At 63.1% G+C, this 21,878-nt stretch carries 26 protein-coding genes; 15 read left to right on the top strand and 11 right to left on the bottom strand.

Annotation, left to right across the window (positions count from 1 at the left end; genetic code table 11):
* Nucleotides 1–73 precede the first annotated feature (73 nt).
* Together O1Y97_RS06900 and O1Y97_RS06895 are read left to right on the top strand one after the other, a co-directional pair.
* Nucleotides 74–544, top strand: a complete 471-nt coding sequence (locus O1Y97_RS06900; protein ID WP_318763559.1) for a nucleoside deaminase — start codon at nt 74–76, stop codon at nt 542–544.
* 299 nt (nt 545–843) lie between these two features.
* Nucleotides 844–2,496 carry an alpha/beta hydrolase gene (locus O1Y97_RS06895; RefSeq protein ID WP_318763558.1) on the top strand — a complete coding sequence of 551 codons (1,653 nt, stop codon included), beginning with the start codon at nt 844–846 and terminating at the stop codon, nt 2,494–2,496.
* Nucleotides 2,497–2,502: 6 nt separating this feature from the next.
* Here the strand turns inward: O1Y97_RS06895 and ybaK are convergent, their stop codons facing one another.
* Entirely contained in the window at nt 2,503–2,976 is a 474-nt protein-coding gene (gene ybaK / locus O1Y97_RS06890; RefSeq protein ID WP_318763557.1) for a Cys-tRNA(Pro) deacylase, read from the bottom strand.
* Nucleotides 2,977–3,384: 408 nt separating this feature from the next.
* Between ybaK and O1Y97_RS06885 the strand changes: the two genes are divergently transcribed.
* The 6 genes from O1Y97_RS06885 (at nt 3,385) to O1Y97_RS06860 (ending at nt 6,901) form a co-directional block, all read left to right on the top strand.
* Entirely contained in the window at nt 3,385–4,782 is a 1,398-nt protein-coding gene (locus tag O1Y97_RS06885) for an MATE family efflux transporter (protein ID WP_318763556.1), read from the top strand.
* Between the two features lie 212 nt (nt 4,783–4,994).
* Entirely contained in the window at nt 4,995–5,318 is a 324-nt protein-coding gene (locus O1Y97_RS06880) for an ArsR/SmtB family transcription factor (RefSeq protein ID WP_318763555.1), read from the top strand.
* Nucleotides 5,315–5,725: an SRPBCC family protein gene (locus O1Y97_RS06875; RefSeq protein ID WP_108606598.1), complete on the top strand. Its 411-nt coding sequence runs from the start codon at nt 5,315–5,317 to the stop codon at nt 5,723–5,725. The genes O1Y97_RS06880 and O1Y97_RS06875 overlap by 4 nt, the downstream gene beginning before the upstream one ends.
* A 44-nt stretch (nt 5,726–5,769) precedes the next feature.
* Nucleotides 5,770–5,994: a hypothetical protein gene (locus O1Y97_RS06870; RefSeq protein WP_318763554.1), complete on the top strand. Its 225-nt coding sequence runs from the start codon at nt 5,770–5,772 to the stop codon at nt 5,992–5,994.
* Nucleotides 5,994–6,416, top strand: coding sequence for a DUF1801 domain-containing protein (locus O1Y97_RS06865; RefSeq protein ID WP_318763553.1), 423 nt, complete (start codon nt 5,994–5,996; stop codon nt 6,414–6,416). The genes O1Y97_RS06870 and O1Y97_RS06865 overlap by 1 nt, the downstream gene beginning before the upstream one ends.
* A gap of 35 nt (nt 6,417–6,451) precedes the next feature.
* The gene (locus O1Y97_RS06860; RefSeq protein ID WP_318763552.1) at nt 6,452–6,901 is read left to right on the top strand and encodes a GNAT family N-acetyltransferase; all 450 of its coding nucleotides are present in this window, start codon (nt 6,452–6,454) and stop codon (nt 6,899–6,901) included.
* A 64-nt stretch (nt 6,902–6,965) separates the two neighbouring features.
* Here the strand turns inward: O1Y97_RS06860 and O1Y97_RS06855 are convergent, their stop codons facing one another.
* The gene (locus tag O1Y97_RS06855; protein ID WP_318764160.1) at nt 6,966–7,439 is read right to left on the bottom strand and encodes a VOC family protein; all 474 of its coding nucleotides are present in this window, start codon (nt 7,437–7,439) and stop codon (nt 6,966–6,968) included.
* Nucleotides 7,440–7,680: 241 nt separating this feature from the next.
* Here O1Y97_RS06855 and O1Y97_RS06850 point away from each other — a divergent pair, with 241 nt between their 5' ends.
* Entirely contained in the window at nt 7,681–8,331 is a 651-nt protein-coding gene (locus O1Y97_RS06850) for a glutathione S-transferase family protein (RefSeq protein ID WP_318763551.1), read from the top strand.
* A 31-nt stretch (nt 8,332–8,362) separates the two neighbouring features.
* Here O1Y97_RS06850 and dmeF read toward each other — a convergent pair whose 3' ends face one another.
* On the bottom strand, nt 8,363–9,334 hold the full coding sequence (dmeF, locus tag O1Y97_RS06845) for a CDF family Co(II)/Ni(II) efflux transporter DmeF (protein ID WP_318763550.1): 972 nt from the start codon (nt 9,332–9,334) through the stop codon (nt 8,363–8,365).
* A complete protein-coding gene (locus O1Y97_RS06840; RefSeq protein WP_108606593.1) occupies nt 9,331–9,603 on the bottom strand; it encodes a metal/formaldehyde-sensitive transcriptional repressor in 273 nt (90 codons plus the stop codon). The genes dmeF and O1Y97_RS06840 overlap by 4 nt, the downstream gene beginning before the upstream one ends.
* 173 nt (nt 9,604–9,776) lie before the next feature.
* Here O1Y97_RS06840 and O1Y97_RS06835 point away from each other — a divergent pair, with 173 nt between their 5' ends.
* The 5 genes from O1Y97_RS06835 (at nt 9,777) to O1Y97_RS06815 (ending at nt 13,008) form a co-directional block, all read left to right on the top strand.
* Nucleotides 9,777–10,562 carry an SDR family NAD(P)-dependent oxidoreductase gene (locus O1Y97_RS06835; RefSeq protein WP_318763549.1) on the top strand — a complete coding sequence of 262 codons (786 nt, stop codon included), beginning with the start codon at nt 9,777–9,779 and terminating at the stop codon, nt 10,560–10,562.
* Between the two features lie 140 nt (nt 10,563–10,702).
* Entirely contained in the window at nt 10,703–10,876 is a 174-nt protein-coding gene (locus O1Y97_RS06830; RefSeq protein WP_318763548.1) for a hypothetical protein, read from the top strand.
* Nucleotides 10,877–10,902: 26 nt separating this feature from the next.
* Nucleotides 10,903–11,514 carry a DJ-1/PfpI family protein gene (locus O1Y97_RS06825; RefSeq protein WP_318763547.1) on the top strand — a complete coding sequence of 204 codons (612 nt, stop codon included), beginning with the start codon at nt 10,903–10,905 and terminating at the stop codon, nt 11,512–11,514.
* 184 nt (nt 11,515–11,698) lie between these two features.
* Entirely contained in the window at nt 11,699–12,415 is a 717-nt protein-coding gene (locus O1Y97_RS06820; protein ID WP_108606590.1) for a helix-turn-helix transcriptional regulator, read from the top strand.
* A 158-nt stretch (nt 12,416–12,573) separates the two neighbouring features.
* Nucleotides 12,574–13,008 (top strand): GFA family protein, encoded by a 435-nt coding sequence (locus tag O1Y97_RS06815; protein WP_318763546.1) that lies wholly within the window; start codon nt 12,574–12,576, stop codon nt 13,006–13,008.
* Between the two features lie 54 nt (nt 13,009–13,062).
* Here O1Y97_RS06815 and O1Y97_RS06810 read toward each other — a convergent pair whose 3' ends face one another.
* The 5 genes from O1Y97_RS06810 to O1Y97_RS06790 form a co-directional block, all read right to left on the bottom strand.
* Nucleotides 13,063–13,866: a class I SAM-dependent methyltransferase gene (locus O1Y97_RS06810; protein ID WP_318763545.1), complete on the bottom strand. Its 804-nt coding sequence runs from the start codon at nt 13,864–13,866 to the stop codon at nt 13,063–13,065.
* Nucleotides 13,867–14,045: 179 nt separating this feature from the next.
* Entirely contained in the window at nt 14,046–14,738 is a 693-nt protein-coding gene (locus O1Y97_RS06805; protein ID WP_108606587.1) for a DUF1013 domain-containing protein, read from the bottom strand.
* A gap of 225 nt (nt 14,739–14,963) precedes the next feature.
* The gene (locus O1Y97_RS06800) at nt 14,964–15,452 is read right to left on the bottom strand and encodes a GlcG/HbpS family heme-binding protein (RefSeq protein WP_318763544.1); all 489 of its coding nucleotides are present in this window, start codon (nt 15,450–15,452) and stop codon (nt 14,964–14,966) included.
* A gap of 114 nt (nt 15,453–15,566) precedes the next feature.
* On the bottom strand, nt 15,567–16,157 hold the full coding sequence (locus O1Y97_RS06795; RefSeq protein ID WP_318763543.1) for a response regulator transcription factor: 591 nt from the start codon (nt 16,155–16,157) through the stop codon (nt 15,567–15,569).
* Between the two features lie 66 nt (nt 16,158–16,223).
* The gene (locus O1Y97_RS06790) at nt 16,224–17,348 is read right to left on the bottom strand and encodes a sensor histidine kinase (protein WP_318764159.1); all 1,125 of its coding nucleotides are present in this window, start codon (nt 17,346–17,348) and stop codon (nt 16,224–16,226) included.
* Between the two features lie 47 nt (nt 17,349–17,395).
* On the opposite strand from O1Y97_RS06790, the gene O1Y97_RS06785 reads away from it, so the two are divergent.
* Nucleotides 17,396–17,608 carry a hypothetical protein gene (locus tag O1Y97_RS06785; RefSeq protein ID WP_318763542.1) on the top strand — a complete coding sequence of 71 codons (213 nt, stop codon included), beginning with the start codon at nt 17,396–17,398 and terminating at the stop codon, nt 17,606–17,608.
* A gap of 457 nt (nt 17,609–18,065) precedes the next feature.
* Here O1Y97_RS06785 and O1Y97_RS06780 read toward each other — a convergent pair whose 3' ends face one another.
* Both O1Y97_RS06780 and O1Y97_RS06775 read right to left on the bottom strand, forming a co-directional pair.
* Nucleotides 18,066–19,793 (bottom strand): UvrD-helicase domain-containing protein, encoded by a 1,728-nt coding sequence (locus O1Y97_RS06780; protein ID WP_318763541.1) that lies wholly within the window; start codon nt 19,791–19,793, stop codon nt 18,066–18,068.
* Nucleotides 19,790–21,541 (bottom strand): ATP-dependent nuclease, encoded by a 1,752-nt coding sequence (locus tag O1Y97_RS06775; protein ID WP_318763540.1) that lies wholly within the window; start codon nt 21,539–21,541, stop codon nt 19,790–19,792. The genes O1Y97_RS06780 and O1Y97_RS06775 overlap by 4 nt, the downstream gene beginning before the upstream one ends.
* Between the last annotated feature and the right edge of the window lie 337 nt (nt 21,542–21,878).

Below are 21,878 nucleotides of genomic sequence, written 5' to 3'. Positions count from 1 at the left end.
TCGGCTCCGACGAGATTCGGAGGGTGACAGTGCGCGGCGGCGAGTCAACAATGGGCATCCAAGGGAGGCAGCCATGAGGAGCGATACCGAATATCTACGTCTCGCCGTCGAGATCGCCACCGAGAGCCGGGCAAGCGGCAATCATCCCTTCGGGGCGCTCCTGGTCGGGCCGGAGGGCGACGTGCTCATTTCATCGGGCAACACCTACGCGCAGGATCGCGGAGTTGGCCACGCAGAGGCAAACGTGGCCCGCGCGGCCGCGCAGCAATACGACTCGACCTTTCTTGAGCGATGCACGCTGGTAACCTCGGTCGAGCCGTGCTGCATGTGCGCAGGGGCCTGTTACTGGGCTGGCATCGGCACCGTGGTCTACGGACTCAGCGAAAGGCGGTTGGCCGAGCTGACTGGGGACAACCCGGAGAATCTGACCCTCGATCTGAGCTGTCACCAGGTGTTCGCCGCCGGTCGGCGCCATGTAGCGATCCGTGGCCCAATCCCTGAACTCGAAGAAGAGATCGTAAACGATCACAAGGATTTCTGGTAACGGAACCCATCGTGGTGACGTGACGGGTATCGATGGGAGGACGTAGCCTCTGCCGCGCCATTGGTTCCGCTTCTTTCGTGCTTCGGCAAGCGGCGCCGGTTCCCGATGCCTTGCTCACAGGAGCGACACGTCAGTAGCCCTCTTGATGCGTCGTGAGCTTGCCGAACGATCCACCCACCAGCGCGCTTGGCGCTGGATGCAGCCGGCCAAACCCTCCCCACAGATTTGGACGCTGTGCCATTGCCTGCACGCCGGGCTCGGGGCAAGTTGCCCCCGGAATGGCATGAGGGGCACTGAAGATGCTGCGGAACTGGGTCGTCAGGTACTGGTATTCGTTTTCGACCACCGGTCTGCTGTTGGGAACGCTGTTCTTTGCGGCGTCGCTGACGCCGACGCTGATCCCGCGCAACTACCTGACCCAGGGCGTGCTGTCGGGCCTTTCCGCCGCCGTCGGCTATGGCTGCGGCTTCTTCCTGCGCTGGCTGTGGCGCTACCTCGAACTGCCCGAACTCAAGGCGCGCATCCTGATCGGCGGCAAGCTTGTCGCCGCCGTCGCCTGCGGCATCGTCGGCCTGGTGTTCCTGTGGCGCGCCTCGGAATGGCAGAATTCGATTCGCAGCCTGATGAAGCTCGACCCGGTCGACACCGCCCACCCGCTCGAAGTCGGCGCCATCGCGCTCGTCACCTTCATCGTGCTCGTGGCGCTTGGCCGGCTGTTCAAGCTGACGCTGATCTTCGTCTCCGAAAAGCTGCGCCGCTTCGTGCCGACGCGCGTGTCCTACGTCATCGGCACCACCATTGCGGTGCTTCTGTTCTGGTCGGCGGCCGACGGCATCATCTTCCGCTACGGGCTGCGCGTGATGGACAGCTCGTTCCAGCGCCTCGACGCCCTGATGCCGCCGGAGACGCAGCAGCCGACCGAGCCCGGCAAGACCGGCAGCGCCGCATCCCTGGTCCGCTGGCAGGATCTCGGCCGCATGGGCCGCTCCTACATCGCCACCGGCCCGAGCGCCGCCGACATCGGCAATCTCACCGGCAAGCCGGCCATGGCGCCGGTCCGCGTCTATGTCGGGCTTCAATCGGGCAGCACGCCGCAACAGCGCGCCAGGCTCGCGTTGGAGGAGCTCAAGCGCGCCGGCGGCTTCGAACGCTCGACGCTCGTCATCGTCACGCCCACCGGCACCGGCTGGGTCGACGAACAGGCCATCGACCCCATCGAGTTCCTGCACAATGGTGACGTCGCCAGCGTCGCCACGCAATATTCCTACCTCGCCAGCTGGCTGTCGCTGCTGGTCGAGCCCGGCTACGGCGCCGACCAGTCGCGCGCTTTGTTCTCCGAGGTCTACGGCCACTGGCGCACGCTGCCCAAGGAAACACGGCCGAAGCTCTACCTGTTCGGCCTCAGCCTCGGGGCCCTCAGCACTGAGCTGTCAAACGAGCTGTTCGAGGTCCTCGGCGATCCCTATCAGGGCGCCCTGCTCAGCGGCCCGCCTTTCGCCAGCCGCATCTGGCGCTCGATCACCGACGACCGCAATCCCGGCACGCCAGAATGGCTGCCCGCGTTCCGCGACGGCTCCTATGTCCGCTTCACCGCGCAGAACAACGCGCTCGACATTCCGGGCGCTGTGTGGGGGCCACTCAGGCTCGTCTACCTGCAATATGCCTCGGACCCGATCGTCTTTTACGAACCCCGTTCGCTCTACCGCGAGCCGGACTGGATGAAGACGCCGCGCGGGCCCGACGTTTCGCCCGAGTTGCGCTGGTATCCGGTCATCACCTTCCTGCAGCTGACGCTCGACATCGCCATGGCGACCACCGCACCTATCGGCCATGGCCACGTCTATGCCGCCGAGCACTATATCGATGCCTGGATGCAGGTCGCCGACATCAAGGACTGGGCGCCTGGCGACATCGCCAAACTGAAGCAACATTTCATCGACGCCCGCAAATGACGCGGGTCAGCGGATGAGGTCGGCCGCCCTGGCACCGAGTGCTGCGATCAGGTCGTCGGGGCGCATGCGGATCTGCAGGCCCCTCTGGCCGCCATTGAGGTAGATCTCTTCCTCCAGCGTCGCCATCTCCTCGACCGCGGTCGGCACCTGCTTGCGCTGGCCGAAGGGACTGATGCCACCGACCTTGTAGCCCGTCAGCCGCTCGGCATCGACGGGCTTCATCATCTGCGCCGCCTTGCCCCCGAAGGCGGCAGCGACCTTCTTCATGTTGACCTCCTGGTCGGAGGGCACCACAACGCAGGCTGGCTTGCCGTCGACCTCGACCATCAGCGTCTTGAGCACGACGCCAGGCGCAACCCCCATCGCCTCGGCCGCCTGCAGCCCGACGCGCTCGGCACCGGAATCGTAGTCGTAGGTGGCAACGGCGAAGGAAACACCTGACTTGGCGAGCATCAGCGTGGCGGGCGTGGTCTTGGACATGCCCTGTTTTGCAACAGCGCCCCGGCATTTCGCAAGGGCGCGGTTGCGGCAATGGCAGCAACGGGGTGGAAAGCTAACGGTCCGCTTTTGGGTCCACGGGCGGCAAAGAAGGACCTAATCCGATGCCGCGAACCGCACATTGCGCCGCGCAATAGACGGCTCCACCGAACCTTAACCAGTGTCCGCCAAATATGCACAAGCTCAATTTATGCTCCTTGACAGTAAAACGACCCGAAAATAGACACGCATCTAGGTCCGCAGGGTGACCTGCCGCTCGCATGGCGTTTTCGCCAGTGGTTAAGCCCCTGCATTAGACAAGCTGATCGCCATTTCCCCCTGGGGCAGTTGGAGCGATGGCAATGCGAGCCCCATCAAGATCATCCTACTTGCCCATGACGGGAGTTTTTGATGAGCGACCAATCGTCGTTGGCGGCTGAGCCGAAAAATTCATTCTTGCGTGGATCGATCCGATCCGTCTTCATTCGAACCTGCCTGCCAATCATCGTCGTGACGACGATAAGTGGCCTGCTGACCGTGGTCGATGCCATGTTACTAGGCGCATTCGTGGGGGCTGATGCCCTGAGCGCGGTGACGTTGGTGTTTCCAATCTCGATGTTACTGGTGGCTGTCTCGACTATGGTCGGCATCGGCATGGCCAGCATATTGGGTCGCCGACTAGGTGCCCAAGACATGGATGGGGCAATCAATACCTTTGCTTCCGCACAGGGGCTTGCCGTTGCTGTCGCTGCCTTGGCAATGCTGACTTTTTTTGGACTGGGTGCCCATATTGTCAGTTTGGTTGCGGGCGGTAACGTCCACCTCGGTGAGATGGGGTGGACCTTCCTTGCCATTTCATTTGCTACCGCACCGGCAGGGTTTCTACTCTCTGTGCACGCCGACGCGCTGCGCATGGAGGGTCGGGTTGGCTTCATGGCTATGGCAGGCGTGTTGGTGACACTGGCCAATATCGGGTTCAACGGATTGCTGATCGGCGTGTTTGATTTTGGAGTGGCTGGGTCAGCCTGGGGTACGGCCCTGGCGCAGATATTGGGGCTGGGTATCGTGGTCGTCTATCGCATGAGCAGCAGGGCAGTTCTGCCGATGGTCGGTTTGAGATACGACCGTGAATGGCGACAAATGCTGACTCTTGGAGCACCGCGCAGCCTCAATTTCATCGGTATTTCGCTCAGCTCGGCGGCGGTGCTGTACGCCCTGCAACGGCTGGAGCTGCCGCAGTCCGACATGACTATCGCAGCGTATGGGATGGTGATGCGCTTGATGACATTTGCCTTCCTGCCGCTGATGGGCATGAGCCTGGCCCTGCAGGCAATTGTCGGCAACACGGTAGGTGCTGGACAGGATGAACGGGCAAAGCAGACGCTTTACTTTTCGCTTGGCGTGAGCGTCGTTTATGGCCTGCTAGTGCAACTGCTGCTGCTTGGTGGACGCGACTGGCTGGGCGGACTTTTTGTGCCCGATGCCCTTGTTAGGCTGGAAGTGGCACGCATTGTTCCGCTGTACCTTGCAGCGTATTTCGCTTTCGGCCCGGTAATGATGGCCGCCAGTTATGCGCAAGCTATAGGCAGGGCGCGGGAAGCCGCCATCCTCTCGCTGGGGCGGGCATATCTGTTCGCAATTCCGCTGACCTTTGCCTTGCCCTACATTTGGGGTGAGACCGGTGTGTGGATCGCCGCTCCAATGGCCGATATCTTGATGCTGACGCTCAGCGTGTTGGTCTGGTGGCGTGCCGGCATTTATACTTCGCGAAAGGCCGGCCCCTTAGGATCAAACTCGCTCACTCCATAATGTGGGGTTATGCGCCGCATTGCCTGATGGACTACTATTGCTGACCACGCCGACGCCTTGCGACGAAAGGCAGCTTTAGGGATTTTGCAATCTACTTACGAATGACCAACATGAGGTCGAGAGCCGGCGCCATCAGTCCTGACATCACCGCCCATTGACTAACTCATACCCGATTGACTATGAATAACTCATAGCCAATCGGGTATGAGTTAATGTCTGAGCCTCAGGACGCGATCTTCCGCGCGCTGTCCGATCCCACCCGTCGCGGGCTCTTCGAGCGTCTCTGCCGCAACGGCGACACGACGGTCGTAGGCCTGCTCGGCGAGGCCGGCGTCTCGCAGCCCGTGGTCTCCAAGCACCTGAAGATCCTTAAGGCTGCAGGGCTCGTGCGCGACCGGCACGAAGGCCGCTACACTTACTACAGTGCTGAGCGCGACGCGCTGAGGACGCTGGTCGACTGGACGACCGAGATGACCGGATTCTGGCACGACCGGTTCGACGATCTCGACAACCTGTTCAAGAGGATGGACCAATGACAGAAACGATGGAAACGACGCGCTCGGTCGTGGTCGAGCGCGATTTTCCCTATCCGCCGGAAAAGCTCTGGCGCGCCCTCACCCAGCCGCATCTCATCGCAGAATGGCTGATGAACAACGACTTCACTCCCGAAGCCGGCCGTCGCTTCACCCTGTCCGCCGACTGGGGACAGGTCGATTGCGAGGTCGAGACGGTCGAGCCGAACCGCGCGCTGTCCTACCGCTGGGATACCAAGGACCTGCGCAGCATCGTCACCTGGACGCTCGCCCCCACCGCCACCGGCACCAGCCTGCGCATGGAGCAGCGCGGCTTCACCACCGCCCAGAAGTCCTATTTCCAGGGCGCAACTGTCGGCTGGCCGCGCTTCATCGCCCAGTTGGGCGACGTCGTCTCGAAGCTGGACTGACCATCGCCTCGCCGGCACCGTCAATCGAAATCCGGGAGCTTGCCATGAACTCTGTGATCCGCACCGTCCATCGCTGGACCTCGCTCGTCTTCAGCCTGGCCGTCGCATCGATCTTCGCCGGCATGGCCATCACCACCCTGCCCGAGTGGTTCTACTATCTGCCCCTGCCGCCGCTCTTCGTACTGATCCCGACCGGCATCTACATGTTCTTCCTGCCCTATCTCGGCGGCCAGCGAAACGCCGTGCCTGCATCGAAGGGCAGCGCCTGATGACCGCAAAGGAACCCGCCCAAGTAAAGCTCCTGTCCGGCGGCAATCCGCAGATCGCCAAGGGTTATGGCGACGCCGTCGTCCAGTCCTATATCGACGCCATGCCCGGCTGGAAGCAGGACGTCGGCCGCCGCCTCGACACTCTGATCACCGAGGCGGTCCCCGATGTGGTCAAGGCGGTGAAGTGGAACTCGCCCTTCTACGGCACGGCGAAGGATCTCTGGTTCGTCGGCTTTCACTGCCTCACCAGATACGTCAAGGTCGCGTTCTTCAAGGGCGCTCACCTCTCGCCGCTCCCACCCGGTACGTCGAAGCAGGCGAATGTGCGCTATCTCGACATCTACGAGGGCCGCCCGTTCGACGAGGCGCAGCTCTCCGACTGGGTCAGGCAGGCCAGCGCCCTGCCCGGCGAGAAGATGTGAGGCGCACTGTCCTGAGCGAGCACGCGGGAACGGCAATGACCGTCAACATCCGGCCGGCCCGCGCTGAGGAAAGGGATACCCTCGGCGCGCTCAAGCTGCGGTCTTCGCTGGCCTGGGGAGATCATGTCGAGGAACTGCAGGCGATGCCGGAGGCGAGAGAGGTCCCGGCCGCGCACGTGCCGCATGTCGTGGTCGCCGAGATCGCCGGGGAGATCATCGGCTTCGTGACGGTCCTCCCTGACGACGTAGCCACTCTGGCCGAACTGGAAGATCTCTTCATCGCGCCGGAGGCATGGCGAAAAGGCATCGGCAGCATGCTCCTCGCCGAAGCCGAACGCCGCGCCGCAGCACTCGGCGCACGGTCGCTACGTGTCGTGGCCGGCGCGCGGGCTCGCCCGTTCTACGAGGCTTCTGGCTTCCGGTTCGCCGGAACCGTTGCGACGTATCTGGCGCCCGCTGTCCAGCTGCGAAAGGATCTTGCCTAGGTTTGCAATCGGTGCCGGACAGGCACGCCCTACTGGCGATGTGGCTACAAAGCCCGGCAGCACCTCACCCTCGCCGCGCCGCCTCGATCGCCGCGACGTCGATCTTCTTCATGTCCATCATTGCCGCAAACGCCCGTTTCGCCTCGGCGCCGCCGGCAGCCATGGCATCGGTCAGCACGCGCGGCGTGATCTGCCAGTTGACGCCCCACTTGTCCTTGCACCAGCCGCAGGCGCTCTCCTGCCCACCATTGCCGACGATGGCGTTCCAGTAGCGGTCGGTCTCCTCCTGGTCGTCGGTGGCGATCTGGAACGAGAAGGCCTCGTTGTGCTTGAACACCGGCCCGCCGTTGAGGCCGATGCAGGGAATGCCGGCGACGGTGAAATCGACCGTCAGCACGTCGCCCTCCTTGCCCGAGGGATAGTCGCCCGGCGCGCGGTGGACGGCTTTCACCGCGCTGTCCGGAAAGATCTCGGCGTAAAAGCGGGCCGCATCCTCGGCGTCCTTGTCGTACCACAGGCAGATCGTGTTCTTGGCGATGGCCATTGCGCGTTCCTTTCGCTTGGGAGCCAGTTAACCCGCCCGCATCCTTTCGACATAGGGGGGCAAGGGCCTTTGTCCACCCCCGGAAGCCGTGGCCGAAAAAGACCGGGTAGCTTGTCGGGAGCCGCCCCGGTCATTCGTCCTGTGGAGACAAAGCGCAAGGACTGGATACCTTGGCCATGAGAAAAACCCACAATCACGCGCATCGGCACCATCATGCAAACACGGGAGCCTTTCGATGACCCCCACCATCACGGCATTTGAACGCTCGCCCGACCGCGGCAAGGGACAGGCACGTGACATGCGTGTTCGCTGGGCGCTCGAGGAAGTGGGCCAGCCCTACGACGTCCGTCTTGTCTCGTTCAGCGAGATGAAACGGCCCGCCCATCGTGCGCTTCAACCGTTCGGTCAGATTCCGACCTATGAGGAAGGCGATCTCGCCTTGTTCGAGTCAGGAGCGATCGTGTTCCATATCGCGGAGTGCAATGCCAGCCTGCTGCCCGAGGATGCCAATGCGCGTGCGCGCGCCATCACATGGATGTTTGCCGCGCTCAGCACGATCGAGCCGCCGATCCTCGAACGGGAAAGCACAGGGTACCTGGAGCGCGACAAGACCTGGTACGCGGAGCGCCTGCTCATGCTCGAGGATCGCATCCGCAACCGGCTGGGCGACCTTTCCCGTCGCCTTGGCAAAGCCGACTGGCTCGACGGCGCGTTCAGCGCCGGCGACCTCGTGATGGTGGGCGTGCTGCGCAGGTTGAACGGATCGGGCCTGCTGGAGGAGTATCCGAACCTCGCCGCCTATGTCGCCCGCGGCGAAGCGCGGCCGGCCTTCAAGCGTGCTTTCGATGCCCAATTGGCGGTTTTCACCGCCGCATCGTCAGGCTGATCAAGGCCGCACCGGAGAGATGACCCGCGTCTTACGCCGGCTGCACCTCGATCGTCACATGCGACAGGTCGTGGATGTGGGCGAGCTTCGACTTGTAGCTCTCGGGCGTCGCCGGCGCGCTCGATTTCAGCGCCACGATCGCCGCGTGATGCCCGGGGCCCACCTGCCAGACATGCAGGTCGGTGATCACATCCCCGTCGGTCTCCACCGCCTCGCGGATCTCATCGGGCAGGTCCTCACCCGAGGGCACGTAGTCGACCAGCACGCGCCCGGCATCGCGGATCAGCGTCCACGACCAGCGCGCGATGACCACCGCGCCGACGATACCCATGGCCGGGTCGATCCATTGCAGCCCGTAGATCGCCCCCATCACCAGCGCGAAGATGGCGAGCACCGAGGTCAGCGCATCGGCCAGCACATGCACATAGGCGGCGCGCAGGTTGTTGTCGTGCCCGTGGCCATGTCCATGAGCGTGGTCGTGGTCGTGGCCATGCCCGTGATGGCCGCCGTCATGCAGCAGCCAGGCGCTGGCGAGGTTCACGGCCAGCCCGACCACGGCGATGATCGCAGCCTCGTGAAAACTGATCGCCACCGGGTTCATCAGCCTGGCCACGCTCTCCCAGCCGATGTAGATCGCCACGATCGCCAAGATCACGGCACTTGCGAAGGCGGCAAGGTCGCCCACCTTGCCGGTGCCAAAGGTGAAGCGCGGGTTGTGCGCCTGCCGCCGCGCGAACACATAGGCAAGGGCCGCGATCAGCATCGCCGCCGCATGGGTCGACATGTGCCAGCCGTCGGCCACCAGCGCCATCGAGCCGTAGACCGTGCCGGCGACGATCTCGATCACCATCATGGCCGTCGTCAGCACGATCACCAGCATCGTCCGCCGCGCGTTGCGGTCGTGGCGCTCGCCCAGGAAGACATGGCTGTGCGCCGGCTCGAACGGTTGGTCATGGTGATGGTCATGCCCGTGATGGTGGCCGTGCGGATGGTCGTGGCTCATTTCAGATAGGTCCTGATGACGTCGATCAACTCTTCGCCGCCGCGCTGGCGCTCTGTAGCATCGGCGGGGGCGAGCACGTGGTCGCGGATGTGGTCTTCCATCAGCTCGGCGGTCAGCCCGCCAACGGCGCCGCGCACCGAGGCGACCAGTTGCAGAACGTCGGCGCAGCCGAGCTCGGCCTCCAGCGCCCGCTCCACCGCCTCGACCTGGCCCTTGATGCGCCGCACCCGCGCAAGCAGCTTGGCCTTTTCCTTGATGACATGCGACATCGCACCCTCGCTATAATATAGGGGGGTATCCTATTTCTCCTCGCACTGATTGGCAATGCCCCGGGATCGCTGGTTCCGCCACTGCACGCGAGCCGCCCGTTGACCGCGCCCGCCCTTCCCGCCACTGTCCGCCACTGGAATCGCCCTCGCGGCAACAGTGACAGGAGCGGAACATGAGGCTCGACGGCAAGACGGCAATCGTCACAGGCGGCGCCAAGGGCATCGGTTATGCCGTTGCCGAGCGCCTGCTCAGCGAAGGCGCGCGCGTCGTCATCGCCGACATCGACCAGGAACAGGGCGACGCAGCCGAGCGCGACCTCGCCAAGCTCGGCAAGGCGCGTTTCGTCCGCGCCGATGTCGGCAAGCGCCTCGACGTGCACAATCTGGTGGCCTCTACGATCGACGCATTCGGCGACGTCGACGTTCTGGTCAACAATGCCGGCATCGATCACCAGGCCGATTTCCTCGACCTCACCGAGGACGATTTCGACCGCGTGCTCAGGGTCAACCTCAAGGGTGCCTTCCTCGCCGGCCAGGCTGTGGCCCGGATCATGGTCGAAAGGGTCACGGCCGGTGGTGCGCCGGGCTCGATCGTCAACATGTCGTCAGTCAATGCCGTGGTCGCGATCGCCGACCAGGTGCCCTATGCCGTGTCCAAGGGCGGCATCGCCCAGCTCACCTCCGTCATGGCGCTGGGCCTTGCGCCCTACGGCATCCGCGTCAACGCCATCGGCCCAGGCTCGATCTCGACCGACATGCTGGCGCGCGTAAACACCGACCCGGCAGCCATGGCGCGCGTCCTGTCACGCACGCCGCTCGGCCGCATCGGCGAGCCCGGAGAGATCGCCGCGATCGCCGCTTTCCTGGCTTCCGACGACGCCAGCTACATCACCGGCCAGACCATTTTTGCCGATGGCGGGCGGCTCGCGCTCAACTACACGGTGCCTGCCAAGAGCTGACCGAGGGCGGCAGGCGGGCTTGTTGGAATGCAGAGTGAGACAGGCCTGAACTGAATCTCGATACGCCGACCGGCTCCTGACAGAGGGCTGTCAGGAGGGCTGTGCGATACTCCTCCCGTAAACGAATTGGAGGATCAGTCATGAGCTCGTTCAACCCCGACATCTTCCGCGCGGTCAGGCACTATGCCGGCAAGATCAGGACCATCCACAACGAGATCCGCACCGAGCGATTCCTGAACTCGCTCCCCGCCGATCTTCGCAAGGACATCGGCTGGCCCGACCGCTTCGGCTCGCGCCGAGCCGACAGCAACTGACAGGGCTGGCAGGAAAGGACGCACCAATGACCGCCTCGAAAACCATCGGCGTTCTCTTCATCGAGGGCTACGCAGACTGGGAATACGGCATGCTTGCCGCCTCGGCGGTCGAGTGGTTCGGCGCACGCGCCATTGCGATTTCGCCGCACGCATCGCCGCTGACCTCCATCGCGGGCTTCCGCCTCGATGCCGCACGCGGTGCCAATCCGGCGGAAAACAAGGATCTCGATGCGGTTGCGGTCATCGGTTCCGACGGCTGGGCGGCGAAGGATGCACCAGACGTTTCGCCGCTGCTCAAGGCGGTGGCCGCGCGCGGCGGCGTGATCGGCGGCATCTGCGCCGGCACGCTTGCGCTCGCCCGTGCCGGGCTCTTCGAAGACGTTGGCCACACCAGCAACGGCCGCGACTGGATCCTCGGCCATGAGCCCGCTTATGCCGGCGCTGCGAACTATCGCGACGTGGCGCATGCGGTTGCCGACAACAACATCGTCTCGGCGCCGGGATCGGCGCCGGGGACCTTCGCTGCGGCCTTCCTTGAGACGCTCTATCCCGAGCAGGCCGGCCAGATCGGCGAGATGCGCGCCATGTTCGCGCGCGAGCATGCCATGGTCGCGCGCGAACATGGTGACGGCTCCTGACAATACGCTGTCAGGAGGCCTGTGCGATGATAGAGTGAAGAGGTTCGCGTTCCGAGGTGCTTGGCTTTGCTCGGTGCCGAGTACGAGATGGCACGCCGGACCGGCTTTTTGACCACGCGCATTGTCATCGACGCCAGGCGCCCCCACTTGGCCAAGAACAGCGCGAGACCTTGAGGGGTAATCGATGAGACGCGCCGACAGGCTGTTCCAGATCGTACAGCATCTCCGAGGTGGCCGCCTGGTCACCGCGCACAAACTCGGCGCGTGGCTCGAGGTCTCCGAGCGCACGATCTATCGCGACATCGCCGACCTGCAATCGACGGGTGTGCCGATCGATGGCGAGGCCGGGGTGGGCTACATGATGAGGGAAGGGTTCGACCTTCCGCCGCTGATGTTCACACGAGACGAAATCGTAGCCCTGGTTGCCGGCGCCCGCATGGTCCGCGCCTTCGGCGGTGCCGCCATGGCGCGTGCCGCCGACGAGGCGCTGGTCAAGATCGGCGCGGTCCTGCCGGACTCGGAAAAGGACCGCATTGCCCGCACCGAGATCCACACGCCGATGTGGGTCGTCTCCGACGCCGACCGGGAGGCGATCGACCTGATCGAGCGCGCCGTCGAAAAGCGCCAGGTGCTCAAGCTCGATTACAATGACGAGGCCGGCCGCGGCTCGGCGCGCGACGTGCGTCCGCTCGGCCTGTGGTTTTGGGGCAAGGTCTGGACGCTGATCGCCTGGTGCGAGATGCGCAACGACTTCCGCGCCTTCCGTATCGACCGCATCGCCTCTGTCGACTCCGCCGGCCGCACCTTCAAGCCCGAGCGCGGCAAGCTGCTGGTCGATTATTACCGCAGTGTCGAACGCAGCGAATCCTTTGGCACTCCCGATCGCAATTCCCGCGGCTGACGCATCCTCCCAGCGTCAGCCTCTTGAAAAGCCCGGCCAGAAGCCGGGCTTTTTTTGCATTGGCACAAGCGATGATCAGGCCCGCATCCTTGATGTTGGGAAGCGTTCAGTCCAGTTGGGGCGCGCCGAATAGTCCGGCAACAGGAGACATCGCCGACATGAACATGGACATCCACGAGATCAACGGCGCCTGCCACTGCGGCACGGTCCGCCTGCGCGTCAGGCTGTCGGACGGCCTGCGCAGCGCGCGGCGCTGCACCTGCTCCTATTGCCGCATGAAGGGCGCCGTCGCCTTGTCGGCCGACCTTGGCGGCGTAGATGTCCTTGCTGGCGAAGAAGCGCTCACCATCTACCAGTTCAACACCATGGCGGCGAAGCACTACTTCTGCTCGAAATGTGGCATTTACACCCACCACCAACGGCGGTCGAACCCCAACCAGTACGGTGTCAACGCCGCCTGCCTCGAGGGTATAAGCCCGTTCGACTTCACCGAGATCCCCGTCATGGACGGCATCAACCATCCCTCCGACCGGAAGGACGGCACATCAGGGTCGGGAATCGCCGGCACGCTGAAATTCATCGCCACCGAATAGGTACCAACGCCGGCGTTGCAATCCGCGGGCCGGCGGCCGTACGCATCCTGCCGCTCAGCCTCGCCTGCTTGCCTTGACCATCCAGGCTCGTGCAGCAAGGCTGATCGGGCCCGTTGCCCCCAAGCGCTCGGACAGGCGTGCCTTGAGCCTTGCCCTGTGATCCTCGGTCAGGCTCATGCAGTAGCCGGGTGCCGGACCAGCGCCCAGCGTGAACGGTCGCCAGAACGCCTCGAAATCCGCGAACCGGGTTTCGATCTCGACCGGCGCGATGGCTATGTCGCGCCAACCGGCCTCCTGGCACAGCGCCAGCAGCCCTTCCCTCGTGCAGAACGGAAACCGGACACCTTCGCCGAGCTTTGCCGCATCCGGATCGATCTCCACGGCAGCCTTCCAGAACGCGTGGATGAAACCGATGCCGCCGCCGGGATAGTCCCAGACATAGAACGACAGCAGGCCGTCCGGCTTCAGCACCCGCTGCATCTCCGCTAGTGCCGCCGGCCTGTCGGGAATGAAGTTGAGCACCAGCCCCGACGTGACGACGTCGATGCTTGCCGGCTGCGCCGGCAGCTTCAGCGCATCCGCCACCTCGAAACTGGCGCGCCCGTCGCCGATCGCTGCGCGGGCATGCGCCACAAAGTCGGCCGACGGATCGATGGACAGGATCGAGCGCGGCGCGGCACCTGCCAATATGGCTGCCGTCAACGCGCCGGTGCCGCAGCCGATCTCCAGCCATGCGGCCTGCTCGGGCGGCGACAGCCAGGCGACGAATTTTTCGGCCACCAGCCGGCTCCACCGGCCCATGTAATGTTCGTAGCTGTTGCCGGCACTCCAGGCGTCGAATGCAGCGGAACCGCTCATCTCCCACCTCGATGTTTCAGGCGAATTTTCCTGAGACAACCATGCGCCCTCGCAAGCGGGCTCGGCAAATCAAAACACCCGGCCGCCGTCGGGCGCCCGGCCTTTCGGCCACGAAAAAAGCCCGCATATCGCGGGCTTTTTAACTCTACCCCGCACCAAGGCGCGGGCGACGAAAGAGACTATTCCTCGTCTTCGTCCGGGGTCTTCGACTTGAGCGCCGACAGCTTGGCGAACACCGCGTTGGCGTCGAGTTCCTTGTCCTCGTCCTTGGGCGAGGCCTGCTCGGGCGTCAGGCGCTCGGTCAGCGAGGCCGGCAGCAGCGTATCGCCGGTCGGTGCCGGGGCTTCGCGGCCGCGCGAGGCGCGCTGCACTTCGATGTCGAGGTCGATCTGCGAGCACAGGCCGAGCGCCACCGGGTCGAGCGGCGTCAACGTCGCCATGTTCCAGTGCTTGCGCTCGCGAATCTGCTCGATCGTCGCCTTGGTCGTGCCGACCAGGCGCGAGATCTGCGCGTCCTTGAGCTCGGGATGGTTCTTGACCAGCCAGTAGATGGCGTTCGGGCGATCCTGGCGCTTCGACAGCGGCGTGTAGCGTGGGCCTTTGCGCTTGCTCTCGGGCACGCGGACCTTGGGGTCCGACAGCTTGAGGCGGTGGTTGATGTCGCCCTCGCCCTTTGCAATCTCGGCGCGCGTCAGCTGGCCGGTCATGATCGGGTCCATGCCCTTGATGCCCTGGGCCGATTCGCCGTCGGCGATGGCCTTCACTTCGAGCGGGTGCAGCGAGCAGAACTGCGCGATCTGGTCGAACGAAAGTGCCGTGTTGTCGACCAGCCAGACAGCGGTCGCCTTGGGCATAAGCAGCGTATTGGCCATGCGATATATCCTCTTCGCTCGCCCGCGTCCCTCACGCGGGCGGTGGATCAAGACCACCAGAAATTGGGAAATTCGGCCCGTATATAGACGTATTCGCCCGCCACCGCAACGATTTTGGAACCACCCGCAAACGCGCCGTTTCACCCGCCATGCGACGCAAAAAGCCCCGCCTCCTGGTCTCAGGAAGCGGGGCTTCGTTCTTGCCGGCAACGGTGCCGGACAGGCTTACTTCAGCTGGTCGGCGACCTTTTCGATCGCCGCAACAGCGCAAGCCTCGTCGAAGTTGCCGCCGGGTGCGCCGCCGACGCCGATGGCGCCGATGACGGCGTCGCCAGCCTTGATCGGCATGCCCCCGGCCAGCACCAGGAAGCCGTCGATGTCGACCAGGCCGGCCGCACCCGGGTTCTTGGCGACGTTCTCGGCCATCTTGCCGGTCGGGGTGCGCGACGAGGCCGAGGTGAAGGCCTTGTCCTGGGCTGCCGAAACCGTGTGCGTGCCGGCATTGTCGGCGCGGACCAGTGCGCGCAGCACACCCGCGCGGTCAACCACGGCGGCGGTCACGTTGTACTTGTCGGCAGCACATGCGGCGACCGCGTTCTGGGCGATCTCGACGGCGAGGCTCGACGAGATGTTCTTCTCGGTCAGCACCTGTGCGGAAGCAGCACCGGTGATGGCGACGGTGGCAGCGGCGGCGAGGAAAATGCTCTTGATCATGACCTGTCCTGATGTTGCTCGGGAGAAAGCGTCTTGCTTGTCCTGAGACAGAACTACGCCGATCCCCCGCCCGGCAGAATCCGCGACGCCACCACCCGCCCTAGGTAATGCTACCTACTTCTCCTGAAGCGTCAGCCGCACGAACTCGGCCACCGAGCTGGTGCCCAGCTTCTCGGCGATCTTCGCCCGGTGCGCGTCGATGGTGCGCACCGAAACCTCGAGCGCTGCCGCCACCTCCTTGCTCGCCCAGCCCCGCGCCACCATGTCGAGCACCTCGCGCTCGCGTTCGGTCAGCCTGGCCAGAAGCGCCCGCGCCTCGCGCTTTTCCAGTCGCGCGTCGAGGCTCGAAAACCCCTGCTGAAGTGCTTCGACCAGCACCTCGCCATCGACCGGCTTGGTCAAAAAATCCTGGATGCCGGCCTTGAAGGCACGCCTGCAGGCGGCGACGTCGCCGTGGCCCGTGATCATCACCGTCGGCCAGTCGATGCCGCGCTCGGCAAGCCTCTGGTACAGCTGCAAGCCGGAAACCTCGGGCATGCGCAAATCGACCACCAGCACGCCGGGCTTGGCCTCGTCGACATGCGCCAGGAACGTCTTGGGGTCGCCGAAGCTCTCGACATCGATGCCATAGGTGCCGAGCAGGAACGCCAGCGCCTCGCGCACCGCCTCGTCGTCGTCGATCAGATAGACCTGGTACCTGCTCATGCCTTCACCCCCCGGAGCGCCGCGCGTCCTGCGGACGCGCAAAGGACGCTCCGGCACTTGTCGAATCTACGCATCGTGCTTCCCGAAAATCGATTCCGATTTTCGGGCCGATGCGCGCGGCAGCGTAATCACGAACCGCGCCCCGCCACCCGCGCCATTCCCGGCCTCGATCCGCCCGTCGACCCGCTCCACCAGCGTCTGGCACAGCGACAGCCCCAGCCCCATGCCGTTGGCCTTGGTGGTGAAGAACGGCACGAACAGCTTTGGCAGCACATCGGGCGCGATCCCCGGCCCGTTATCCGCCACCTCGATCTTCGCGTCTGCGCCCACGATCTTCGTCGCGATCGAAATCCGCGCCCCAGCGGTCCCCGCACCCTCCAGCGCATCGGCCGCATTGCGGATCAGATTGTGCAGCACCTGCTCCATCTCGATTGCGTCGACCACCGCCTCCGGTGCCTCCGCCGAAAGGTCCAGCTCCAGCTTGACCCCGCGCCGTTCGAGATCGGCTGCCGTCAGTGCCACGATCTCGCTGACGATCCCGTTGAGTGCGCTCGGCTTTGGCTCCGGCGCCTTGTTGGAGGCATAGTCGCGCATCCGCTTCAGCATCTCGCCGGCGCGCTTGGCCTCGCGCACATTGACGTCGAGCGCCTGCGTTATCAGCCCGAGATCGGGTTTTTGAGCGCCGGCAAGCCTGAGCGCCGCCTGGCTGCGGCTCAGCACCGCCGTCAGCGGCTGCGTCAGCTCATGCGCGATGCCGGACGCCAGCTCACCCATGGCGTTGACGCGCGAGGCATGCGCCAGAAGCGTTTCCCGCTCTTGCAACAGCGCCCGCGCCTCCGCCTGCCGTGCCACTTGTTGCGATTGTTGCGCCGCCGCCCGCTGCCTGAGCGCAAACATCAGCGCAAACGACGCCAACCCGGCCAAGACGGCAAACCCAAGCAACGACCGCCACGGCAAAAGCGCGTCGAGCGGCAAGGCCCGGTCGAGCGAAAGCAGGATCTTCTGCCCCTCGCCGTCGATCACTTTCTCGAAATGCGGCGCGGTGAAATGCGGTGCCAACGAAGCGCCCGCGCCCAGATCATCCTCCGCAGGCAGGTCGAGCAATTCCTGCCCGTCGAGCGTCAGCCTCAGATGCGCCCAGGCCGGCCGCTCCTCCGGCTCCAGCAGAAGTGCTGCGTCGATGCCGAACACCAAGGCAGCATCGGAAGGTGCGGGCGCCCGCACCTTCCGATGCTGCCTTGGTGTTCGGCATCGACGCAGCACTTCTGCTGGAGCCGGAGGAGCGGCCGGCCTGGGCGCATCTGAGGCTGACGCTCGACGGGCAGGAATTGCTCGACCTGCCTGCGGAGGATGATCTGGGCGCGGGCGCCGCCCCCGCGCCGGAGGCTGCGCCCGCGCCCGCCTCGCCGCCATCGAGCAAAACCAGCGCGATCCAGGCGATGCGCGGATAAAACCTTGAAATGCTCTCCATCACCTGCCGCACAACGCCCAGGGGTGCTGCCTCCGCCCCGCTGGTCAGCGCGATCAGGCTGGTCATATGCGCGTCATGCTGCGCCGCCCGCTGCGAGATCAGCCGGTGCAACGTCCGCCCCGTCACCTCCAGCTCACCCGCCAGCCGCGCCCTGGACGTCTCCACCGAATAAAGCGCGAACGCCAAAAGTGCTGCGAGCCAGAGCGCGAGGCCGAAGAGCCAGGATCTTGTCAGGTTTTTTGTCACGCACTTTGCCCGAAACCCGCGCGGAATGGCCGGGCCGAGGGCGCACTATAGGCGAAGGGGTTTGGGAAGACATAGCGAGAGAGATGGCAGACGCCCGAAATCGCTCGCGTGCATCAAGAACGGACATCAGAGGCCGGCCTTAACGACGTCGCTTCAAACCTACGGGAAACATAGTCTGTCCCGCCGGATGTCTAAGCGCCTGGCTTCGCCAGATTGCGGAAACCACGATGCGAAAGCGCGACGCTGAAGTCGCTGACAGACGACGCCGGAACAGCCAAGAGAAACAAGTTGCGGCTGCGGGTGACCGCAACGTAGCCGATGCGGCCGACCTCGCTTCCCGTTCCGTTGAGCAACTCGCGAACATGGTCCTTTTCAGCCACATACATGACACCGCCGATGCTTTCGCCTTTCACCTGATGGACTGTGTCGACCCGGATGGCGGGTCCGATCTCAGATGCAAGGTCGCGATCTTCAGCGAGCGACTCGCTGGGAAGCCCTGCTTTGGAGAGCCGTTGGCCAATGGTATTTTCGGACTCAAGGTCAAAGTCACTCAGGAATTTGTCGAGCACAACCCTTACGTTGGTCGTCAGAGCTTTATGCCAAGTGGCATTGGCCACCAACGTTGCAAGGGGCAAGCCGGTAGCTACCTCCCGAGTGAAATTCCAGAGTATTCGCAGCATCTCTTTCCTCTGCAGTGCATTGTCTGACCGGAGCATGTCCGCCAGCTGCTTTCCAGCCTTTGGCGTCAGCAGTCGCTGGAACCCCTCGACTACATCTTCGAAGGCGCGGTGGTAGTCGAATGAACAATCACGCGAAACGGCGGCGGCGGCGAACTTACCAGTCGCGCCTCGGCCTGGCACTTCCCTATCACCTCGCCATGCACCCGCAAGCTTTCGAGCACGACAGACGATTGCTGCCTCTGCTTCGGGGATCTTAGCCCGAACCAGCGCATTGCGAAACGTATCGAGGAGCTGCGACGCCTGTGCCTTGGTGTAGGTGATGTAGTAGGGGCCGCTGAGCTCTCCCGGCGCGGTTCGATGGCAGAAATCTGTTCGTGTCGCCAATGAATTCGCAACCCCGAGGATCGATGGCACCGACCGATAGTTAGTGGTCAAACCAAGTTCGACGACTCCACGCCTCTTGGCGTAGCTGCGCAGGAAGCCACCATCGGCGCCAGCAAACTCATAGATGCCCTGATTGGGGTCCCCGATTAGCGAGACTTGGCACCCCGCTGCAATCATCAGCTCTAGGATAGCTTGATGTTCGTTTCCAATGTCCTGGGCTTCATCGACGACGACGTGAGGGTAACGTCGCACCAAGGCACGCAGGATCGCGGGCTGCTCGACCAAGCTGCGGTGTGTCCAATACCTCCCAAGGCCATGCGTGTAGGCTCCCAGCTTCCCAAGACGCTCAACCAGAGCGACGGCCTTCCCAGTATCAACCACTGTAGTGCTGTTTTGGTAGCGAGTGAAGAATGTCGAAATACCGGCGTCGATTGCCACATTCAACTCGGCAACCGGCTGCGGGAACTTGCCCGCCTTGAACCTATACCCCTCAAGAAAGGGTTCGTTGCCCACGACAAGATAGGCGGCGCGACTAGCTTTCATCGTCCTGTTCGCGTGGGGGCGCAGTATGTTGCTGGCAATGAAAGCGTCCATGGTGTCGATGTCGACCTTAGCGGACGCTGCGAGGTCGCCCAAGCGGACCTGCGCCAAATACTCCTTTCGGAAGGTATCGACGGCGATGTTCGAGAATGAAAGCAGGGCGACCCGTCCGCGGGTCCCAGCAAGGTCCGTCGCCATTTTGCCAACGCGCCGTATAGCCGTTGTCGTTTTACCACTCCCGGCACAAGCGATAATGCAAAGCGGCATCAGCGGTTTCTCGATGATATGCTTCTGCTCTGCAGATAGAGTAATCATACCGGCACTGCGACCTGACAGGCATGCTTGATTGCCGCAAGGATGTAAGGCGGGCAGGGCAAGGCGCCATCATGATCAGCGATCTGTGCAGCAAGAGCCTGGCCGAAACTGCCCTTTTGCACATTGTTTGATGAGCGCTCGAACATACCCTTAAACAGCGTCTTCGCCTTGGCGGCATCCCCGATTTCAGCATCGACCGCCTTTTCGAGGTCGGCGCCAACCTGCGGCTTCAGCTCCTTGAGCGCCGCTATCATCAACGGGCGCAGCTCTGGGTGCAGGGCGAGATCGTATTCGAAGGTCTTAACGCCGTGGAAGACCTTCACGAACGTATCCTCGTGCTTCTTCATCGCTGCGGTATTGTCGGAAAGCGTTACTACGTCACCAGAGGCAGGATACACGGCCACTTTGGGCTGTTCCGCAACCATCTCAACTGCCGGCGGATCGGCATCGGTGATAGCTGCGACTGGGACATTCAGAGCTGTCTCGCCAAAAAGCGGAAGGAACGAGTCAAAGTTCAAACCGTCGACGCTTATCAAGCTAACTGCATGCTCGCGAAGACTGTATCCGGCCTTTTCAGCGAGGACGCTGATCAGCATCCGCTCACCAGCGCCTTCAACGAATATGACTCGCCCTGCAAAGAAGAGTTCGGCTCGGGTAACGTCAAGATAACGCTCCAGCTTTTCTCGCTTGCTCGGCCCGAAAGAAACATGCCCCGGGCTGAAGGTCCGCACCCCACTTGCCGTCTCGACGAGACAGACCAACGTATCCAGCTTCGCGCCGCTGGCAAAATTCGGCGAGTGCGATGTCACGAAGACCTGAACAGCTTTCTCCCCCTGATCGAGGTGGATGCTTGATAGATAATTCAGAAGTACAGACTGCAACTGCGGGTGAAGGTGCGCCTCAGGCTCTTCGACAATTAGGCCGCGAAACGCGGCTTCTGGGTTCTTGGCCAATTCGCTCAGAACTACCGCCATGAAGATCAAATTATTGAATCCCAGACCGTTGTGTTCGATCTCTAGGCTGTCCACCAGCAAGGAAGTGCGGGCCGCAAGCTTCTGAAAATCGCTGGCGCTCAAACCAATCTCCAACGCTTGGGCTAGTTGGGCGCCGAGCATGGATTTGTGTCGGCCGACAATGGACTGCTCGGTGAGTACTAAGGGAGCATGCGTCTTCAGTGCTTTGTCGAGCTTTTCGAGTTCTTCATTAATTAAGTCTCGGCCGGCCTGATCCGACAACAAGTGCAGCAGTCGCGAGAGTTGGCTAGTCCGGCTGGGCTTTAGTCCTTGCGCTGCGTCGCGCAGCGGTGGCAGGTAGACGCCCCTAAGATTTTCCATCATGTCCGAAGTCAGCGGCACATCGTCGTTGTTGCCGCACCATCGCTTTACACGAAGCCGCCCAGCCTGATCAGGATCGGCATATCTGACCGATATTTGCGCCTCTAACAATCCTCCGGCTGCCGGCTTCAACGCGGACATGAAGTCGGCTTCATCGTCGAGCGTCAGATCGCAGAAAGTGTACACGAAAGTGATTGGTCCACTAGGTTTGCCGCCTTTTGGACAGTGAACGTCATCAATAGTGAAGCGAGGATACGGATCGTCTGCGCCGGCGAGCAATGCTCTCAGGGCATCAACTACTGCAGTCTTGCCGACGTTGTTGGGACCGATCACCACGTTGAGGCCTGGGCGAAAACTCACTTCGACATTCTTCAACTTCCGAAAATTGCTGATTGCAAGTTTGGCCAAGTACATCCGATTCCCCTCAGTAGTTAGCCTACGCTTAGCGACAGGATCATGCTTGGGCAAACAGGTTGTAAGCATTGCAGATCGGGCGCAGCCCACCCGCCGGGGTTTGCTTTGGGCCAAGAGTTGCAAGCGCGATAAATTGCCTAGGCCACTGTGGATAGATTTTCACGTATTTGGCACTCAACACCACGGGATTCATCTCGCTGGCATGACCTAACATTATGAATTTGTTAGACTTCCCAAATGACAGCCGAAGCAGGCTAGAATTTCCGAAAATTCTCTTTTCCACACCCCTTCGCACCTAGCGGATAATCCCCCCATCGCCCTCAGGGAACCCGGGTCA

Source organism: Aminobacter niigataensis, assembly GCF_946995915.1.
GTDB classification, from domain to species: Bacteria; Pseudomonadota; Alphaproteobacteria; order Rhizobiales; family Rhizobiaceae; genus Aminobacter; species Aminobacter niigataensis.
The sequence above is the reverse complement of the archived record's forward strand: the minus strand, read 5'-3'. Positions and strand labels throughout refer to the sequence as shown.

Bases quoted from the DNA above. Each gene is read 5' to 3' on its own strand.
- O1Y97_RS06830 (WP_318763548.1), top strand. From the start codon at position 10,703: ATGAGCTCGTTCAACCCCGACATCTTCCGCGCGGTCAGGCACTATGCC.
- O1Y97_RS06780 (WP_318763541.1), bottom strand. From the start codon at position 19,793: ATGATTACTCTATCTGCAGAGCAGAAGCATATCATCGAGAAACCGCTG.
- O1Y97_RS06805 (WP_108606587.1), bottom strand. From the start codon at position 14,738: ATGGCCAATACGCTGCTTATGCCCAAGGCGACCGCTGTCTGGCTGGTC.
- O1Y97_RS06865 (WP_318763553.1), top strand. From the start codon at position 5,994: ATGACCGCAAAGGAACCCGCCCAAGTAAAGCTCCTGTCCGGCGGCAAT.
- O1Y97_RS06850 (WP_318763551.1), top strand. From the start codon at position 7,681: ATGACCCCCACCATCACGGCATTTGAACGCTCGCCCGACCGCGGCAAG.
- O1Y97_RS06825 (WP_318763547.1), top strand. From the start codon at position 10,903: ATGACCGCCTCGAAAACCATCGGCGTTCTCTTCATCGAGGGCTACGCA.
- O1Y97_RS06840 (WP_108606593.1), bottom strand. From the start codon at position 9,603: ATGTCGCATGTCATCAAGGAAAAGGCCAAGCTGCTTGCGCGGGTGCGG.
- ybaK (WP_318763557.1), bottom strand. From the start codon at position 2,976: ATGTCCAAGACCACGCCCGCCACGCTGATGCTCGCCAAGTCAGGTGTT.
- O1Y97_RS06820 (WP_108606590.1), top strand. From the start codon at position 11,699: ATGAGACGCGCCGACAGGCTGTTCCAGATCGTACAGCATCTCCGAGGT.
- O1Y97_RS06885 (WP_318763556.1), top strand. From the start codon at position 3,385: ATGAGCGACCAATCGTCGTTGGCGGCTGAGCCGAAAAATTCATTCTTG.
- O1Y97_RS06795 (WP_318763543.1), bottom strand. From the start codon at position 16,157: ATGAGCAGGTACCAGGTCTATCTGATCGACGACGACGAGGCGGTGCGC.
- O1Y97_RS06870 (WP_318763554.1), top strand. From the start codon at position 5,770: ATGAACTCTGTGATCCGCACCGTCCATCGCTGGACCTCGCTCGTCTTC.
- O1Y97_RS06800 (WP_318763544.1), bottom strand. From the start codon at position 15,452: ATGATCAAGAGCATTTTCCTCGCCGCCGCTGCCACCGTCGCCATCACC.
- dmeF (WP_318763550.1), bottom strand. From the start codon at position 9,334: ATGAGCCACGACCATCCGCACGGCCACCATCACGGGCATGACCATCAC.
- O1Y97_RS06875 (WP_108606598.1), top strand. From the start codon at position 5,315: ATGACAGAAACGATGGAAACGACGCGCTCGGTCGTGGTCGAGCGCGAT.
- O1Y97_RS06815 (WP_318763546.1), top strand. From the start codon at position 12,574: ATGAACATGGACATCCACGAGATCAACGGCGCCTGCCACTGCGGCACG.
- O1Y97_RS06835 (WP_318763549.1), top strand. From the start codon at position 9,777: ATGAGGCTCGACGGCAAGACGGCAATCGTCACAGGCGGCGCCAAGGGC.
- O1Y97_RS06775 (WP_318763540.1), bottom strand. From the start codon at position 21,541: ATGTACTTGGCCAAACTTGCAATCAGCAATTTTCGGAAGTTGAAGAAT.
- O1Y97_RS06860 (WP_318763552.1), top strand. From the start codon at position 6,452: ATGACCGTCAACATCCGGCCGGCCCGCGCTGAGGAAAGGGATACCCTC.
- O1Y97_RS06900 (WP_318763559.1), top strand. From the start codon at position 74: ATGAGGAGCGATACCGAATATCTACGTCTCGCCGTCGAGATCGCCACC.
- O1Y97_RS06810 (WP_318763545.1), bottom strand. From the start codon at position 13,866: ATGAGCGGTTCCGCTGCATTCGACGCCTGGAGTGCCGGCAACAGCTAC.
- O1Y97_RS06880 (WP_318763555.1), top strand. From the start codon at position 4,995: ATGTCTGAGCCTCAGGACGCGATCTTCCGCGCGCTGTCCGATCCCACC.
- O1Y97_RS06895 (WP_318763558.1), top strand. From the start codon at position 844: ATGCTGCGGAACTGGGTCGTCAGGTACTGGTATTCGTTTTCGACCACC.